Origin of the sequence: Bacillus sp. HY001 (assembly GCF_007558965.1) — a bacterium.
GTDB lineage: Bacteria > Bacillota > Bacilli > Bacillales > Bacillaceae_G > Bacillus_A > Bacillus_A mobilis.
The window spans coordinates 1-17361 of the sequence record NZ_VLTE01000045.1 but is presented as its reverse complement, the minus strand read 5'-3'; the positions used below and the strand labels follow the sequence as shown (position 1 = coordinate 17361).

The following is a 17361-nucleotide window of genomic DNA, read 5'->3' as shown; positions in this document are numbered from 1 at the left end:
ATATATATAAGCATAAAAGCTATAAACAATAATACGTATATTATGGGAGGTGTTTTATATGGACGGCAAAAAAAATAAAAAAACAGAACAACTGGAAGCCTTCACCCGTGAAAATGAAGGAAAGAAAATGACGACAAATACAGGTGTTACAATTTCAAATGATGAAAACTCTTTAACCGCTGGCGATCGTGGCCCTACCCTTCTAGAAGATTTCCTGATGCGAGAAAAGCTTGCTCATTTTGACCGTGAACGAATTCCTGAAAGAGTCGTTCACGCACGTGGATACGGCGCACATGGTATATTCGAGCTATATGAATCTTTAGAAGAGCTAACAATGACCCACTTTTTACAAGACCCTTCAAAAAAAACACCCCTTTTTGTTCGCTTCTCTGAAGTGGCTGGATCAAAAGGTGCGAATGAAACAAATCGAGATGTACGAGGGTTCGCCGTTAAATTTTATACAGAAGAAGGAAATTTTGATTTAGTCGGAAACAATATTCCCATTTTCTTCATTCAAGATGGCATTAAATTCCCTGATCTTATTCACGCCCTTAAACCTGAGCCGCATAATGAAATTCCACAGGGACAAACAGCACATGATACATTTTGGGACTTCATCGCCAATAACCAAGAATCTGCTGCGATGATGATGTGGATTATGTCTGATCGTGCCATTCCAAGAAGCTTTCGAATGATGCAAGGGTTTGGTGTTCATACATTCCGCTTAGTGAATAAAAATGGAAAGTCGCGATTCGTAAAATTTCACTGGAAGCCGAAACTTGGTATTCACTCATTAATTTGGGATGAAGCTCAAAAATTAGGCGGCGCTGATCCAGATTACCACCGTCGTGACTTATGGGAAAATATTAATGCCAGAAACTATCCTGAGTACGAACTTGGCATTCAAATTTTAGAAGAAGAGGATGAATTTAAATACGATTTCGATATATTAGATGCGACGAAAATTTGGCCTGAAGAAGATTTCCCCGTTAAAATCATTGGAAAAATGACATTAAATCGCAACGTCGAGAATGTATTCACTGAAACGGAACAAGTCGCACTTCATCCTGGAAGTATCGTCCGTGGTATTGATTTCACCAATGATCCACTCTTACAAGGTAGGCTCTTTTCTTATACAGACACTCAATTGGCACGCGTCGGTACCAATTATCAAGAATTACCGATTAACCGTCCAGTATGCCCATTTCATAACAACCAAAGAGATGGTGCCTCTAAATATATAATTGATAAAGGAAAAGTCGCTTACCATAATAATTCCTTAGCAAATAACACTCCTTACACAGTCCCCGGTACAAAGGGTGGGTTCGTTACATATCCTTCCACTGTATCAGGACATAAAACGAGAGAAACAGCCGCCAGTTTCAAAGATCATTTCTCTCAAGCACGTTTATTTTGGAATAGTATGAGTAACGTCGAAAAGGTTCATATTATGCAAGCCTTCTCCTTTGAATTAGGAAAAGTAAAAAGCAAATCTGTCCGTCAACAAGTCGTAAATATGATTGGACATATTAGTACTGAATTAGCTACGTTAGTCGCTGAAGCGGTTGGAGCAAAAGTCCCAAATATTCAAGAATCGAGCGTTACGAAATCATCGCCAGCACTCAGTATGGCAAATACGACATTTAGTCCTAATACATTACGAGTAGGTGTCATTGTTGCAGATGGATATGACGGACAAAACGCGCAATATATACTAAATCAATTCAAACAAGTTGGGTTGCAGCCAGTGATTGTTTCCGAGCGGTTAGGTATTGTGCAAGGAACGCAAAATGTACGTTGGGACGTGAATGATACTTTTTTAACAGGATCTTCACTTCTTTATGACGGGCTACTTCTTATTGGAGGAAACCTTGATGAAAAGTGTCTTAATAAAGCGACTTCATTTGTCGTAGAATCCTATAATCACTTTAAGCCAATTGGTGCCTTCCAAAATGGATCTACTGTTATTCAATCTTTAAATATTAATGGAAAGCCTGGTGTCTTAGTAGAACAGAACCCTACGCTCCTGGCGAATGAATTTATTAAAGCTATGACAAAACAACGCTTTTGGGATAGAGCATATGAATAGGTTAGGAGGATAATTTATGTTTGTTACCGTCGAGAAAGATGTGCATATTTTTGTGCAAGACGTAAATCCCGGACCCGGTAGTAAAACTGTGTTCTTCGTCCATGGCTGGCCTTTAAATCATCAAATGTACCAATATCAACTCAATGTGTTACCACAGCACGGTTTCCGCTGCATTGCTATGGATATACGCGGAAACGGGCAATCTGATAAACCATGGACCGGTTACACATACGATCGTTTAGCAGACGATATCGCCATTGTTCTAGAAGCACTTCAAGTAGAAAATGCTACATTAGTCGGTTTTTCCGTAGGTGGCGCCCTTTCTATTCGGTACATGTCCCGCTATAATGGTCATCGCATTTCTAAACTTGTATTAGTCGATGCTGTTTCCCCCTCTTTCGTTAAAAATCAAGAATCTCCCTACGGTGTCCCAAAAGAACAAGCAGATACCCTCATTAATCAAATGTATGCCAATATGCCTAAATTTTTAAATGATGTATCTTTATCATTTTTTAATAGAAACTTAGGATCTGCTACGTTAGAATGGTTTTCTTATCTCGGTATGCAGTCTGCTTCCTACGCTCTCATCAAAATATTGCAAGCAGCCGCAAATGAAGATGTAACGAAAGATCTAAATAAAATTAACGTCCCAACAAAAATATTCCACGGTGTTCACGATCAATTAATCCCTTACAAAAGCGCTGAACTCACACAAAAGCGGATTAAAAATTCTCAGTTACATCCTCTTACAAATAGCGGTCACGGCTCTCCAATCGATCAAGCGGATGAATTAAACGAAGAACTCATAAAGTTTTTGCATTCATAAATGTATCCATATGTAAAAAAATTAAAAATCATGGAGTTTTGATAAGAACTAAAATTCACATATTTCTCACAAATCTATAAATAAAACGATCACATTTTCATTTATACTAAATGTACAGGTAATACTCCCTAAACCCAGCTTGTCTGGTTACCCCGTTAAATACTATAAAAAAAAGAACTTGTATCGTTATACAAGTTCTTTTTGTTTTTCTATTTAAAAAGTATATCTTTACTATACTGCTTTCCAGCAAGTAAATCATATTGAATCATTTTATAGTGCTCTAACATTTCTTTTTGTTCCTTTGTTAAATCTGTTATCTCTTCTCCATCTTTATTAACCTTTAACTCATCTCTAAGAACTGGTATTTCTTTATGCATTTCCGATAAAAATTGATAAAATGGTGATTGATTTAATCCTGCATAATCAAAAACAAGACTAGAAAAATAAATCGGACTTACTAAACCTAAATTGTCATTTGGCAAATCGAAATTTGCGTACATTAACAATGGTGTTTCTGACATAAGTAATCTTTCTCTTACTGTCTCTTCATTCTCTATATATCCTGCTTCTTTATAAATAGATTTATTAGTTCCTAACATAGGCAAATGGTCTCCAAAGAAGACTAATAAAGTAGGCCTGTCTAAATCATCAAGCTGCTCAATTAAATATTGCAACGCTTCATCAGACAATCTTACCCCTTCTGTATATGCTTCTAACTCTGCCTTCGATTCCTCTTCTGTTAATCCACTAATTTCTACTTTATTTTCTCCAAACATATTTGGCGTATATGGAAAATGATTTTGCATCGTCACTGCATGAATAAACGTAGGTTGTTTTCTCTTCTTTAATTCATCTATAATTTCTTTACTCATAGATAAATCACTAACATTATCTCCAACTACTTCTGTATTTTTCATCGTGTCTTCTGCATTAAAATTATCGAATCCCAATGTTTTATATACATCATCTCTTTTATAAAACGATCGATTAAAAGCATGAATTGCACTTGCATAATATCCTTGCTTTTTCAATTCACTGGCAATGGATGGAACTTCTTTCTGACTTGGGATAGCTTGTTGATATGGTATAGAACCAGGCATTAAAAGACTCATCGAGTAACTCGTTAATGCTTCAAATTCTGTATTTGCTGTATTTCCTCCAAATGTAGGAGCTATCGTTTGTCCCCCTGGGAAATTCTCTGTATAATGATGTAAATTCGGCACTGGATCTTCGCTAAATGAAAGATTCGCTAATTTTGTCGGGTCCCAGAATGCTTCACTCATAATAAATATAATATTCGGCTTCTCTGCCGTTTTTTGCCCTTTTACTTTACCGCCATATTGCTTCTCTATATCCTTTGCAATTTGCTGCATATTTTCTTTTGAGTATTTTTCTGGCTCTTGGATAACTGTCGTATCTAAGTTACTTAAAAAACCTATAACAAAACCATTCCCCTTATAATTTATAACTTGATTCCACGCGCGGATGTCTACCCCAGCTTTTGTAAAGATATTATTCATAAAGGTATTAGGGGCGTTACTATATGCATACAACATAAACGCAGATCCACATACTAAAATAATTCTCATAATAATATGCGATTTTATAACTGGAATGTACTTTCTTATATACATAACTACAAAGATAAGTAAAACAATACTAACTACCATCAGGAACACATTCCAAAAACTGAAATAATCCATGACCATCGGTATAACCGTATCCATATGACCAATCTGTGTGAAATCAGACGGATAGAATGGCTCACCTCTAAAGATGAGCTTAAAATGGTTCACCATTACAAAAATAAATAAAACTAAGCTAGTTATCGTTGTACTTAAGAAAACTCTTCCAAGCAAATTATATGCAAAAACGTATACCATATAAATAAATAACAGGCTTAATATATACTGTCCATATTGTAAATATACCCATGTATTTACTAATAGAAGGCTCATATCCTCCTGCACTAAGATATACATCCAACTCATTGTATGAGCAATTAAAAATAATACGATGTGAACTCGAATAGCTGGCCTAAGCTTGTGACCAATACCTTTATTTAAATGAATCGTGTTTAGTAGTGCACCCCACAAAATAATAATGAGTATACTTAGCTGTATTGTTCCATTGAAAAATTCTTTAGTTTTCTCAAATTCGAAAAACCTTAACATAACAAAGAATAGCGTTTCTAAACAGATCGCCCACATTCCACTAAGAATGATAGAAATTAATAGATTCTTTCTCGGTTGCTGAGCCGAAAAACTAAAATGAAATTCATCTCTTCTTCGTCGCTGTGTAAAAACATTAAAACGCAATTGATTCCCTCTTTCCTTTACCCCTTCGTCTCGCATCAACAAACATATTGTCCTATACAAAATACCATATTTGTATACAGCTAGTCTCCCTATGTGCTTGTAATATACACATGTATCCTTAATTTCCCCTTAAAAATACAATGAAACTTTCATGAGTCCGCTCCATTCAAGATTGAACGGGATAAACCTTCTTCGCTCTATATTCTAGCAGCATAAAGTGAAACTTTAATCAGTGGGGGTTTTCTTCATCCCCCACTGATTATCAGCCCTCACCAATCGGACTTTTATGGGCAGTTAATCCCCCACCTAACTTCTTTGCTTTCGCTGAATTTTGAGGTGGGGGTCTTACTGCCCATTAAAGCGGGATAAATGAACTATGCTTCACAAAATTATTACCATAAGAAAAGAACCTATCAACACTGACAGGTTCTCCTTCATTTTAACAGACATGAGCATATGTATTATAGAAGAGAATACATCCATACCTTCCATATAATACATACAAGTACGATAACTACAAAATCAAAAAGATCTAATCTCGGGCCCTTTTTCATATTCATCTCGAGCCACATATGAACCCATTTCATTTTTGTATATTTTTGAATGTTTTTCTTTGCAAATCGGTAAATGAGTACTTGCATAATAAAAAAGCCGACTACGAAAATGAACAAGAAAATGAGAAAATCGACCACAAAATTCCTCCCTATTTTTGCAGCGATTTTTCTACTATTTGATTTCTCAAAACCCATTCTTCAAATTGAGCACTTCCAAATTCCCAACTAAGATCACGAGCATGTACAGAAAAAACGTAATGACCAGCATATTCGTCCATAAATCTACCTGTCTCGATTTCATCTTTCTGAAGACCATATGCTCCAAAATTAAAATACACATCCCACACGTCTTCATTCTTCCGCTTATAAGCAATCGATTCCATATCACATTCTGTTCCGAAATAATCAAGATGTAAATGTACGCTATCATCATATTCGTACTCCATTTTATCACCCCTTATATTTGTACTTCTTTATCACCCAAAAAATTCCTGCTATCTACACTCACATATGGGCACTTACCTACATATCATGCTTGTAGAGTGACTTCTAGGAGGTGTCATATAGTGAAAAAATTTATAGCTGTTTTTTGCATCATGTTACTAGCTGTTTTCACATTTGCTGCTTGCAGTAGTAAAAAAGAAAGTACAAAAGAACAAACGCAAAACATTCGCATCGGCGAAGTTACCCACTCTCTCTTCTACGCCCCGTTATATGTTGGGATTGAAAAAGGATTTTTTAAAGATGAAGGGTTAAATATTGACCTCCAAACAACAGCTGGCGGAGATAAAACGATGACCGCCTTATTATCTGGCGGAATTGATATTGCTCTCGTCGGTTCTGAAACATCTATTTATATTCATCAACAAGGTGCAAAAGACCCTGTCATTAACTTCGCACAACTTACACAAACAGACGGAACATTTTTAGTTTCGCGTAAAAAGTTAGACTCTTTTAATTGGAATGACGTAAGAGGTGTTACGTTTTTAGGACAGCGTAAAGGCGGCATGCCGCAAATGGTTGGAGAATACGTTTTAAAGAAAAATGGCATTGATCCTCACAAAGATACAAACTTAATTCAAAACATCGAATTTGCTAACATTGCAAGTGCCTTTGCATCTGGTACTGGGGAATTTGTACAGCTCTTTGAACCGACTGCAAGTATATTCGAAAAAGAAGGTAAAGGATATATCGTCGCTTCGTTCGGAAATGAATCTGGAACTGTTCCGTATACATCGTTCATGGCAAAAGAAAGCTTCTTAAAGAAAGATAAAGATGCTGCTGAAAAGTTCACACGTGCGCTCTATAAAGCACAACAATGGGTTGATACACATAGTCCAGAAGAGATTGCTGATGCCGTGTCTCCGTTATTTAAAGACACTTCAAAAGACATTACAGTAAAAGTAATTGAACGGTATAAAAAACAACATTCTTATGCGACAAATCCGCTATTAGATGCTGAAGAATGGAAACAGCTCCAAACGATTATGAAAGAAGCTGGCGAATTACAAAAAGAAGTTCCACATGAAGCGCTCGTCAATACAAAAATTGCCGAAAGCGTTATTAAGAAATAGAGGCGAAGTGTATGAGTTTTTTACAAATACGTAACGTTTCTCACTGCTTTTTCGCAAAAGAAAATGCCAAATTGATTCTCGAAGATATGAGTTTACAAGTGGAAGAAGGCGAATTTATTTCTATACTCGGTCCAAGTGGTTGCGGCAAAACAACACTCCTCTCCATTATTGCCGGACTGCTTGATCCAATTGAAGGTATCGTCTTTTTAGATGGTGAGCCCATTACAACGAAAACCTCATCTATGGGGTATATGTTGCAGCAAGATTACTTGTTCCCTTGGAAAACAATTGAAGAGAACATTATGCTTGGACTTCACACCCGAAAAATCTACAATGAACAGACGAAGGAACATACTTTACAACTTTTAAAACAAGTCGGTCTACATGATGTAGAAGAGCAATACCCTCGTGAACTGTCCGGTGGTATGCGTCAACGTGCCGCTCTCGTTCGAACGTTAGCAACCGATCCGAAAATTTTATTGCTAGATGAACCTTTTTCGGCTCTCGATTATCAAACGAAGTTGAAACTAGAAGATCTCGTCTTCACATTATTACGTAACTATAAAAAAACATCACTACTCGTAACACACGATATTGAAGAAGCCATCGCGATGAGTGATCGTATTTATTTACTACAAGCGAATCCCGGGAAAATTGCAAAAATATTTATCGTCCCAGAAAGCATCCGTTCCTTATCACCGTTAGAATCACGCCACCACCATGACTTCCCATCCCTCTTCCAAGATATATGGAAGGAGCTGGAGCGACTTGGATAATATAAAGCAACTACATGAACAGTTTCGGAAGAAAGAACGCAAGCGCGCATGGTTAGCACGCTCACTGCAGCTTTTACTGCTCATTCTTTTCTTTGCACTATGGGAAATAGCTAGCAAAAAAGAGTGGATTGATCCTTTACTCTTTAGCTCCCCTTCAAGCATTTGGGATCTCTTCCTTAGTAAATGGATTGACGGTTCGCTTTGGGTCCACATATGGACGACATTACTTGAAACGGGAGTAGGCTTCATTCTTGGAACAGTGCTCGGCGCTATTATCGCTACTTTTCTTTGGTGGATGCCGCTTCTCGCCCGCGTACTCGATCCCTATCTCGTCGTCTTAAACGCCATGCCAAAAGTGGCACTTGGACCTATTATCATTGTAATCTTCGGCCCAAATATTTCTTCGTCGATTGCAATGGGAGTAATCATTTCCATCATCATTACCATTCTCGTTATTTACAGTGCATTTCAAGAAGTCGATTCTAACTATATAAAAGTGATGGACACATTTGGTGCAAATAAGTGGCAATGTTATAAGCAAGTCGTTCTCCCTGCATCCTTCCCAGCAATTATTTCAACGTTAAAAGTGAACGTTGGTTTATCATGGGTCGGTGTTATATTCGGCGAACTTCTCGTCTCTAAACAAGGTCTTGGCTACTTAATTAGTTACGGGTTCCAAGTATTTAATTTCACGCTCGTCTTACTGAGCGTACTACTCACCTGTGTCCTCGCAACACTTATGTATGTGTTTGTTGAGGCATTTGAAAAACTTCTAATTGGAAAACGAAAAAGAAGCTGACTTAGAGCGATAAACTATAGTCAGCTTCTTTCTTTACTTTTTATCACACATCTTTGTTTCATTTGTCACGTTGCCATTCGCAACCGTAACTGTATGGAAACAATCTTTCACACGTACTGTAACGACATTTTCTTTTCGATCTATTACATGATAATCATCATACTTTTTATTTAATGCACTACGAATTTGCTCTCCTTCAAAAATCGGAAAACCGTGAGACATTACCCAAATGAGACCAGCAACCGCAAGAATCGTTTTCATACGTTTCATTACCTCCTTGAGAGTAAACTTTTAGTCCCTATAATATGCGCATTATAATTGTGTCTAATTTGTGACATTTTTATACTAATTCTCTTTTAAAGCTTCAGTTCCTTCTTCTTTTTATAAAAAGACAGAATTTTCAATTTTATCAACAAAAAAACGCAAAGAACTAAAATTCTTTACGTTTTCTTGGCTAAAATATATAACTCGTATTAGTGTCCACTTTGTTGTTCTATCGTTTTCGAAACATCATATAATCCCGTCAACACTTCCGCTCTCATTTTCACAAGTTCAGGGAACTGATAGAAGAACGCAATTTTTTTATACTTTAACTCCGATCCTTCTTTCACCTTTTTGGAATCTTGCAAAATAAAAGCTGTAAACGTATCTGCAATATCTTCCGCTACATTGGTCGTTCCATACTGTGATACAAACTCCTCATGCTTTTCTTTAAAAAATTCAATTTGAGTTTCTTCACTTTCTTCCACTTTCTTTTCTGTCCACTCCTGCTCAATTGGCTTCCAGAAAGAGTTATAAAATTGATTAATATAAGATTTCTCCCTCGCACACCCCTCTTGTAAGAAAAGCGTTTCACAGTTACTTCTGTACGTTGAAATATCTTTATCTTCTTCAAAATCCTTCAAATACTTTTCATCTACTGGTATTTGCTTATGTCCGAGTGTCAACACATGAGCCGTCTCATGAATTAATGTTTTCATCACTTCATCGATATTTACCGCAGAATCAAGTGTATCTAAGCTTAGCGTCCAATCTTTCGGATTCTCCATACTAGGCATAACATGGGCAACAACACCGTCATAACCATCCGTTATTAAGTCGAATTCTGTTATATTCCCGCGATATTTAGCTGGGATCAGAGTGCGGTACATATCCCATAAGTCTTCATGATAGCCCCTATCTTGACGTTGTTGTAGCACTTCTTCTTTCGCTTCTTTATCTTCAGCGAATACTTTATTTAAACGTTTCCGTTCTATTTTTTCAAAATAAGGATCTACAATTTCATCACCATCAATATAATAAGAAGCTAAAAAGAAGTAATTTTCATCTTCTTCTTTTTTCTTATCTGCTCCTTTCATATCCACACTTTCATGCTCTTCTATATCATAATCTTCTACTGCTTCAAGCTCAGATAATCTATCTATTTTTTCATATACTTTTTGAAGTTTATTATCTCCTATTTCCACGCATTCTTCTTCTATCTTACAAATTTCTTTTTCCTTCACACTCTTCATAGAACTATCGCATCCTGTTATTAAACCAATTACGGCGATAAACCCTACTAACTTGCCATACAGTCTCTTCATATAAACCTCCGTCGTTCCATTCTACAAAAATATCATAATCAATTTTTAAAGAATATGCGATAATTAATTAAATAAACTGTAAGGGGGTTTCCTATGATTCGAGCAGTCCTATTCGACTTAGATGGAACACTATTAGATCGGCGCCAATCTCTAGAACAATTTATTCATAATCAATATAATCGCTTTGCCTCTCACTTAATGAACATAGAACAATTAGAGTATTGTTCTCGATTTCTTGAGCTCGATAATAATGGCTATACGTGGAAAGATAAAGTATATGCTACTCTCCTTTGCGAATACAACATTACCACTTTAACACCAGAGCAACTGCTGCACGACTATATTACAAACTTTCAACACCATTGTATTCCTTTCCAAAACATGCATGAATTACTCCATCGTTTAACACAACAAAATATTAAAATCGGCATTATTACAAATGGCTTTACTGAGTTTCAAATAAACAATCTTCGCGCACTAAACATACATACGTATACAAACACAATTCTCGTTTCAGAAGCAGAAGGAATTAAAAAACCACATCCTGAAATTTTCGAACGAGCCTTACAAAAGCTAGACGTTAAGGCCTCAGAATGTCTTTACGTTGGAGATCATCCAGAAAACGATGTGCTTGGTTCTGAACGAATAGGGATTCTTGGTGTGTGGAAGAGAGATTCATTTTGGGGTGACTTTGAGCATTCGCGTGTGGTAGATGATTTATTGGAGGTGCTTTCGTTTTTAGAGGTGGAGACAAAAACAAGACAATAGTAAAAGGAGGCTTCATTTCCCGAACGCCTCCTCTTCCCTTATAATTCATATACTGTAAACTGCGGTTTACTCGGATGATCTTTCACTATCGCATCGTCTGGAAACCTTGAAACTTTTCGATATAAGGCAATGTCACCAATGCAACCTGCTGTTAGTAGAATTCCTAAAAATGAGAGTGGCTCCAGATTCATAGCTAATCCTAATACAATTGGCAAAATACCAGTTGGTAAAAACGGCAGCATTAACACTTTCTTCATTTGCTTTACTGTAATCGCCTGTTTAGAATGCGCATATGCAACACCTAATTTCCAATTAACGCCCCATTTCAGCTCACTCCACGGCACGCCTCCGATGTAACGAAATCCTATTAAATGTATCGCTTCATGAATACATATGAGAACAATCATTCCAATAATCAAAAGAAACATAACGGGCAATGTAAAGTCAAATTGAACCCCGCCTGAAAGAAATATATGCAAATAACCAATTCCAAACGCCAACGCAAAGATTATAAGTAATGAATAGATATTTAACTTAACCATCGAAACAGTAACAGTCGTTTCTTTTCTTTTATCCATCTTCCCCCTCCTAAAATGTAAATATATCTTTACAAAATTGTATAATATACCCAAAATAATGTAAAGATATATTTACATTTATTCTTACGCACAAAAAAAGAAACCAGCCACTTTACTTCGTAAAACAGCCGATTTCTTCTATATGTTTCATCGTACGCGCCAATACATCGTCGCGCATTATAAAGCTAAATTTTCTATCCGTTTTAATGTTGTCAGGAATGTCTGTTAATAAAACAGACCCTTTCGTTTCTTCGTAATGCGTATGTTCTTCTACCGCACTAATTGTTGCAAAATAAATGTTTTTAATGATTATTTTGTCTTTTCCAGATACTTTATATTGTCCTAAGTAAGTTAAATCCGAAACGATGCCGCCGGTTTCTTCATGAACCTCTCGAACTGCCGCCTCTTCCGGTGTTTCCCCTAGTTCTACTTTACCACCTGGAAATTCAAGACCGCGACGTAAATGATGCGTTAATAACCATTGATCCCCGTACCGGCATACAACCCAAACATGCTTTGGCTCAGGAGAAAATGGATAACGTTCAAACGATAATTGTACAGTGTTGTGGTAATAATCTTTAAATTTGTACATGCCATTACTCCCCTATTGATGGTTACAAGTTTTTCCTACCACAAATTGTAGCATATTCTCGCTTTTCTGCATAATATTATCCAATTACAATCCATTGATTATTCCCATTTGCGCGACTAATTCTTTCGTCTCATGATTTCCTAAATCATAAATCATTTTATATGCTTTTTGTAGTTGTTCATCATATCGGTCATTATTTGAATCGTGATGATACTCAACAAATGGAACGTGAGAACGTACAAACGAACCTAAATCCTCTACATATGCTTGATCGAAGTACTCTCTTAACTCCGTAATTTCCTCATCACTTGCGGAAATTTCAAAATTATACGTATCCGCCGTCTTCACTTGTGAAATTTGACCGTTTCCTATTGATATATAATATGTTTTTTTCTGCTCCATGTAACACCCTTCTTTCATCCTTTTAATTTCTATTGTTTTCATCAATTACAAAATTATGTAAAATAAAGAAAAGGAGGGATTTTATGCTCAAAATATTAATTATCGGTATTATAATCGTCCTAGTCATACTAGTACTCTCCGTCATGACGATTAATAAAGGCTACGCATATAAACATTCCGTTAATAAACCAGAAGATAATCCTTACGCAAAAAATAACAAGGAGGGTTCATAATATGCTTCGTATACTTCGCATTGTAATCGCACTCGCTGTGATAATTATGTCAGCAATTGGGCTCTATACAGGTCAAAATAACTTTCTACCACTTTCACAATTTCTATTAGGAGCTTTACTGTTTCTCATCGCAATTGAACAAATAAAGAAAAAGGATTCAGGAACAGGCTTTATTTGTATTGCTGCTGGAGCTTTCTCTTGGATTGTTCTTATCATTACCTACATAAAGTGAAACTTTAATCGGTGGGGGTTTCACGGGCGGGATAAAATAGAAGGAGGGTTTTTATGTTAAATGGCGTTCGAATTGCTTTTGCATTTGTCGCTTTATGTATAGCAATCTATGGATTTTTTACTGGCAATAGAGAAATAATGCCTTATATGTTCTTTTTCTTAGGATTAATGGCTTTCACTATAGCGCTAGGAGAAATAAAACAAGACAGAAAATCTAGCGGTTTACTTGCTTTCATGACTGGTGCTGGTGCTTTATTTCTTAGCTTCTCAGAACTATTTCGGTAAGTAGTTTATTTAAAGGGGGATTATATGTTAAAAAACATTCGAATTATAATCGCCACTATCGCACTTATTCTCGCCCTATTTAGCTTCTTCGCAAACCTCTCTATGCTGTTACCATACGTTTTTATCCTTTTGAGTATTATGTTTATCCTTTTTGGAATCGATGAAATAAAAGAGCGGCAAAAAGCTAAAGCATTTGTGTATTTTCTCGGTTCTGCCTTTATTTTATATGTTGGGGTATCTAGTATATTTTCGTAAAAAAGAAGAGCATTTCAGCTCCTCTTTAACTCACCATTTTCAATCCAATAATCGTCCCCATAATTCCAACGATGCAAATAATCCGAAATGCATTTTTCGGCTCTTGAAAGAATAAAATACCGACAACTGCTGCACCAAGCGTCCCAATTCCAGTCCAAACTGCATATGCAATTGATAACTGAATTTCTTGAAGCGCCATCGTTAAAAATTGAAAGCTAATAATAAAGCCACCTATTAAAATAATATTATTCGTCCAATTATTATCTTTCGCTACTTTCTTTATCCCAATTACACCGACAATTTCAAGGAGCCCGGCTATAATTAAATACATCCACGCCATTTTATTTCACCTCTTCCTTGCCACCACTAAATTTCAATCCGATAATAAATAGTGCCAATAAACACACAAGGAAGATTTTAATAAACGAAAATGGCTCTTTAAAATACACAATATCTACTACTATCGTTCCAACTGTCCCAATTCCAGTAAATACTGCATATGCGGTTCCAATTGGGATTCTTTTCGTCGCTTCAATTAATAGATGAAAGCTAACTAAAATTGCAATAAGTGTCAAAATACTCATCGAATTTGTTTTTAATCCAGTTGCCCAATATATTTCGATTAAGCCGCCAAATACTAAATACAGCCAAGCCCGATTTGTACTAATCTCCTTTTTCTTTTTCACTTCTTCTTTTACTTCTTGTCGTATTTCTTGTTTTGAAGAGCTACGTTTCTTTTTCGGAAAAAGAATGTAAGACATCGCCCATATAAAATGAATCATAAGTACCGATGTCCAAACACTGACAATGGTATTAATAGTTTCATTTTGATAAAAGCCGATTCGTTTATTCAAAATCCATTCTTTCATATGAAGAATATAAGATCCACTTGGTAGCTCTTGAGCTGGTACAAGTCCTATTACAAAAATAAATAGTAGCTGTGCAAGAATGAAAATACCCACATGTTTATAAAAGTATTGCCGCTCTAATCTCGCGTGCTCCTTTCCATATAGCTTCTCTTTTTGCATAGCTGTCATTTATCTTCCTCCTTTTTCAAATAACACTCTACCATTTCATCTATATACTTCATTGTTTCCGAATCAAGTCCATATACTTTTGCACTCTCTCCCTCTTCAGGTCTAATTAATTCCCAATACTTATTTATTAATTGTTCATCTTCTTGAAATACATGCATAGAAAAACCCACTACTTTTTCCGCCAATTGTTGAACTTCTGGTGAATCTACTGGTTCATTTATACGCTCACGAATTTCTCTTAATACTTGCAACCACTCTTGCGTTCTTTTATCGTTTTCTTCAAATGTTGGTAAACCCTGAATAATATGCTGCTCTTCCTCATTAAAATACCTTTTCCAAAATTTCTCCCTCTGATCAATTCCCTGTACAGATTTTATAAATAACATTAAATCTTCTGTTCTAAGCTCCCCTGTTAATTCAATGGAATGAAATGTTGTATATAGTAGTTTTTCTAAATCCTGTAATCTTTTTACTTCCCCTTGTATCGTTTGAATTTCATTTTGAATCGCATTTTTCCATCTTTCTTCTTCTGAAATCCCCTTTTCTTCTTTTAATACTTCTTTTATTTCTGAAAGCTTAAAACCGAGCTTTTTAAAAGTTGTGATTTGCTGCAATGTAATTACATCATCTTTTGAATAGTAACGATATCCTGATTCGGCAACATACGAGGGTGTTAACAATCCAATTTCCTCATAATATCTAAGTGTTCTCGTCGTTACATTCGTTTCTTTTGAAATTTCGCCAATGCTATACTTATCCATCATTTCCTCCCTTTACCTTACTTTATTTATCCTCACTATAAACTTTGACGTATACGTTAAAGTCAATACTCTTCATAACATATATTTCTACAAATAAAAAACTGCCCTTTCACAGGCAGTTTCACTTTATCCAAATACTTTCTCAAGTTCATCTTTATCTTGGCTTAACCAGAAGTTCATTAAGCGTTGTGCGCCTTCTAAGTCGTGAAGCTTCGCTTGGCCACATTGTGTTTCATTTGCAGCTGGAATTTCTGTAATTTGAACCGCATCTTTTAATGTTAGTTCTAATAAATCAATGATTTCTCGAACTGTTGGTGTTCCGCTTACTACAAGATAATATCCTGTTTGGCAGCCCATTGGTGAAATATCGATAATATCAAAATGCGGATAACGATCAATATATTTACGTAAATTAAATGCTAATAAATGTTCTAACGTATGAATAACATCTGGTTTCATTGCTTGTTTATTCGGTTGGCAAAAACGAATATCAAATTTATTTACAATACCGTCACTACCTACGTTGTGAACTCCGCAATGTCTTACATAAGGCGCCTTTACAATCGTATGATCTAATTCAAAGCTTTCTACTGATGGCATACAACATCTCTCCCGCTTTTAATTTAATTCCGTTATATCCAATATGATATAACGGAAATCAACATTAGTAAAGTATTATGTACAGTCGTGCTATAATACTTTAAGACTATGCTGAAAAGGAGACCATTATGAAACAGATTTTTATTGGGATTATACGATTTTATCAAAAATTCATTTCTCCAATGACACCACCAACGTGCCGCTTTTACCCAACTTGCTCTCACTATGGATTAGAAGCATTTCAAAAGCATGGTGCCCTGAAAGGATTTTGGCTAACTTGTAAGCGTATATTAAAATGTCACCCTTTCCACCCGGGAGGATTTGATCCTGTCCCAGATAAAAAGGATGACAAAGTAAATTCTTAATTGTCGTAGCCATTCACAACTAAATCTAATTTTCCTGTGTCAGGGTGAATAACAAGACCATGAACAGGTACTTCTTCAGGAAGTAACGGATGGTTACGAAGTACTGATACGCTATGTTCTACACTTTCCTCTACACTAGAGAAACCGCGTAAGAATTGTTCTAAATCGATTCCAGAATAACGAAGTGTATCTAATTTTTCTTCTGTTACACCGCGTTCTTTCATCTTCTCAATTGTGCTGCTCGCTTGAATTTTAGCCATACCGCAATCGTGGTGACCAACTACACATACTTCATCAGCACCAAGTTCATATACAGCAACTAAAATACTACGCATAATACTTCCGAAAGGATGCGAAATAACAGCGCCTGCTACTTTAATAATTTTCACATCACCGTTACGCATATTCATTGCTTTCGGTAATAGTTCAACAAGACGTGTATCCATACAAGAGATAATTACCATCTTTTTGTTTGGAAATTTCCCTGCTACAAACTCTTCATATTTTTTCTCTTCAACGAATTTTTCATTGTACTGCATAATCTCTTCTAATGACTTCATAGTAAGGAACCGATACGATAAACTTAACTAAATCTATACAATTCAATCAAATTTACACAAGTTAGTGCTTCAAAGTGTTCTCGCAACCCCGAAGGGACGAGGGGTATAACACTCCACACGAGGCAGTATCGTTACCTCCTATTATCAAGCATTTATTTTACCCATCTTGATA

24 protein-coding genes are annotated in these 17361 nt (G+C 36.0%); 11 read left to right on the top strand and 13 right to left on the bottom strand.

Going from position 1 to position 17361, the window contains the following annotated elements:
* Nucleotides 1-58: 58 nt before the first annotated feature.
* Together FOT98_RS20400 and FOT98_RS20395 are read left to right on the top strand one after the other, a co-directional pair.
* Entirely contained in the window at nt 59-2089 is a 2031-nt protein-coding gene (locus FOT98_RS20400) for a catalase (protein WP_063262088.1), read from the top strand.
* Nucleotides 2090-2105: 16 nt separating this feature from the next.
* Nucleotides 2106-2915 (top strand): alpha/beta fold hydrolase, encoded by an 810-nt coding sequence (locus FOT98_RS20395; protein ID WP_063262089.1) that lies wholly within the window; start codon nt 2106-2108, stop codon nt 2913-2915.
* 209 nt (nt 2916-3124) lie between these two features.
* Here FOT98_RS20395 and FOT98_RS20390 read toward each other — a convergent pair whose 3' ends face one another.
* The 3 genes from FOT98_RS20390 to FOT98_RS20380 form a co-directional block, all read right to left on the bottom strand.
* Nucleotides 3125-5269 carry an LTA synthase family protein gene (locus FOT98_RS20390; RefSeq protein WP_063262090.1) on the bottom strand — a complete coding sequence of 715 codons (2145 nt, stop codon included), beginning with the start codon at nt 5267-5269 and terminating at the stop codon, nt 3125-3127.
* Between the two features lie 425 nt (nt 5270-5694).
* Nucleotides 5695-5925 (bottom strand): hypothetical protein, encoded by a 231-nt coding sequence (locus FOT98_RS20385; protein WP_063262091.1) that lies wholly within the window; start codon nt 5923-5925, stop codon nt 5695-5697.
* An 11-nt stretch (nt 5926-5936) separates the two neighbouring features.
* Nucleotides 5937-6233: a DUF3986 family protein gene (locus FOT98_RS20380; RefSeq protein ID WP_000455571.1), complete on the bottom strand. Its 297-nt coding sequence runs from the start codon at nt 6231-6233 to the stop codon at nt 5937-5939.
* A 120-nt stretch (nt 6234-6353) separates the two neighbouring features.
* Here FOT98_RS20380 and FOT98_RS20375 point away from each other — a divergent pair, with 120 nt between their 5' ends.
* The 3 genes from FOT98_RS20375 to FOT98_RS20365 are packed head-to-tail and all read left to right on the top strand — an operon-like array spanning nt 6354 to nt 8936.
* Nucleotides 6354-7361 (top strand): ABC transporter substrate-binding protein, encoded by a 1008-nt coding sequence (locus FOT98_RS20375; protein ID WP_063262092.1) that lies wholly within the window; start codon nt 6354-6356, stop codon nt 7359-7361.
* 11 nt (nt 7362-7372) lie between these two features.
* The gene (locus FOT98_RS20370) at nt 7373-8137 is read left to right on the top strand and encodes an ABC transporter ATP-binding protein (RefSeq protein WP_063262093.1); all 765 of its coding nucleotides are present in this window, start codon (nt 7373-7375) and stop codon (nt 8135-8137) included.
* The gene (locus FOT98_RS20365; RefSeq protein WP_063262094.1) at nt 8130-8936 is read left to right on the top strand and encodes an ABC transporter permease; all 807 of its coding nucleotides are present in this window, start codon (nt 8130-8132) and stop codon (nt 8934-8936) included. The genes FOT98_RS20370 and FOT98_RS20365 overlap by 8 nt, the downstream gene beginning before the upstream one ends.
* A gap of 33 nt (nt 8937-8969) precedes the next feature.
* On the opposite strand, the gene FOT98_RS20360 is transcribed toward FOT98_RS20365, so the two are convergent.
* On the bottom strand, nt 8970-9197 hold the full coding sequence (locus tag FOT98_RS20360) for a hypothetical protein (protein ID WP_061680464.1): 228 nt from the start codon (nt 9195-9197) through the stop codon (nt 8970-8972).
* A 212-nt stretch (nt 9198-9409) separates the two neighbouring features.
* Complete coding sequence (locus FOT98_RS20355; RefSeq protein WP_063262095.1) at nt 9410-10522, bottom strand: hypothetical protein; 1113 nt, start codon at nt 10520-10522, stop codon at nt 9410-9412.
* Between the two features lie 93 nt (nt 10523-10615).
* On the opposite strand from FOT98_RS20355, the gene FOT98_RS20350 reads away from it, so the two are divergent.
* Nucleotides 10616-11290 carry an HAD family hydrolase gene (locus FOT98_RS20350; RefSeq protein ID WP_063262096.1) on the top strand — a complete coding sequence of 225 codons (675 nt, stop codon included), beginning with the start codon at nt 10616-10618 and terminating at the stop codon, nt 11288-11290.
* Nucleotides 11291-11328: 38 nt separating this feature from the next.
* On the opposite strand, the gene FOT98_RS20345 is transcribed toward FOT98_RS20350, so the two are convergent.
* The 3 genes from FOT98_RS20345 to FOT98_RS20335 form a co-directional block, all read right to left on the bottom strand.
* Nucleotides 11329-11868 (bottom strand): DUF3267 domain-containing protein, encoded by a 540-nt coding sequence (locus tag FOT98_RS20345; RefSeq protein ID WP_063262097.1) that lies wholly within the window; start codon nt 11866-11868, stop codon nt 11329-11331.
* Nucleotides 11869-11980: 112 nt separating this feature from the next.
* On the bottom strand, nt 11981-12460 hold the full coding sequence (gene mutTA, locus FOT98_RS20340; protein WP_000276386.1) for an antimutator 8-oxo-(dGTP/GTP)ase: 480 nt from the start codon (nt 12458-12460) through the stop codon (nt 11981-11983).
* An 84-nt stretch (nt 12461-12544) separates the two neighbouring features.
* Nucleotides 12545-12862, bottom strand: a complete 318-nt coding sequence (locus FOT98_RS20335) for a hypothetical protein (protein ID WP_000435821.1) — start codon at nt 12860-12862, stop codon at nt 12545-12547.
* A gap of 83 nt (nt 12863-12945) precedes the next feature.
* Here FOT98_RS20335 and ytzI point away from each other — a divergent pair, with 83 nt between their 5' ends.
* The 4 genes from ytzI to FOT98_RS20315 are packed head-to-tail and all read left to right on the top strand — an operon-like array spanning nt 12946 to nt 13866.
* Nucleotides 12946-13095: a YtzI protein gene (ytzI, locus tag FOT98_RS20330; protein ID WP_063262098.1), complete on the top strand. Its 150-nt coding sequence runs from the start codon at nt 12946-12948 to the stop codon at nt 13093-13095.
* A gap of 1 nt (nt 13096) precedes the next feature.
* On the top strand, nt 13097-13327 hold the full coding sequence (locus tag FOT98_RS20325) for a DUF3953 domain-containing protein (RefSeq protein ID WP_063262099.1): 231 nt from the start codon (nt 13097-13099) through the stop codon (nt 13325-13327).
* A gap of 53 nt (nt 13328-13380) precedes the next feature.
* Nucleotides 13381-13611 carry a YczI family protein gene (locus tag FOT98_RS20320; RefSeq protein ID WP_063262100.1) on the top strand — a complete coding sequence of 77 codons (231 nt, stop codon included), beginning with the start codon at nt 13381-13383 and terminating at the stop codon, nt 13609-13611.
* A gap of 24 nt (nt 13612-13635) precedes the next feature.
* Entirely contained in the window at nt 13636-13866 is a 231-nt protein-coding gene (locus tag FOT98_RS20315; protein ID WP_063262101.1) for a YczI family protein, read from the top strand.
* 25 nt (nt 13867-13891) lie between these two features.
* On the opposite strand, the gene FOT98_RS20310 is transcribed toward FOT98_RS20315, so the two are convergent.
* The 4 genes from FOT98_RS20310 to luxS all read right to left on the bottom strand — a co-directional run bounded on the left by FOT98_RS20310 (nt 13892) and on the right by luxS (nt 16264).
* Entirely contained in the window at nt 13892-14206 is a 315-nt protein-coding gene (locus tag FOT98_RS20310; protein WP_061677528.1) for a DMT family transporter, read from the bottom strand.
* Between the two features lies 1 nt (nt 14207).
* On the bottom strand, nt 14208-14903 hold the full coding sequence (locus FOT98_RS33290) for a DMT family transporter (RefSeq protein WP_080467720.1): 696 nt from the start codon (nt 14901-14903) through the stop codon (nt 14208-14210).
* Nucleotides 14900-15664 carry a MerR family transcriptional regulator gene (locus FOT98_RS20300; protein WP_063262102.1) on the bottom strand — a complete coding sequence of 255 codons (765 nt, stop codon included), beginning with the start codon at nt 15662-15664 and terminating at the stop codon, nt 14900-14902. The genes FOT98_RS33290 and FOT98_RS20300 overlap by 4 nt, the downstream gene beginning before the upstream one ends.
* A gap of 126 nt (nt 15665-15790) precedes the next feature.
* Entirely contained in the window at nt 15791-16264 is a 474-nt protein-coding gene (luxS, locus tag FOT98_RS20295) for an S-ribosylhomocysteine lyase LuxS (protein WP_001141371.1), read from the bottom strand.
* Between the two features lie 128 nt (nt 16265-16392).
* On the opposite strand from luxS, the gene yidD reads away from it, so the two are divergent.
* Entirely contained in the window at nt 16393-16629 is a 237-nt protein-coding gene (gene yidD, locus FOT98_RS20290) for a membrane protein insertion efficiency factor YidD (protein WP_000809334.1), read from the top strand.
* Here yidD and FOT98_RS20285 read toward each other — a convergent pair.
* Nucleotides 16626-17189, bottom strand: a complete 564-nt coding sequence (locus FOT98_RS20285; RefSeq protein WP_061677533.1) for a beta-class carbonic anhydrase — start codon at nt 17187-17189, stop codon at nt 16626-16628. The two genes, yidD and FOT98_RS20285, sit on opposite strands and share 4 nt — an antisense overlap.
* Between the last annotated feature and the right edge of the window lie 172 nt (nt 17190-17361).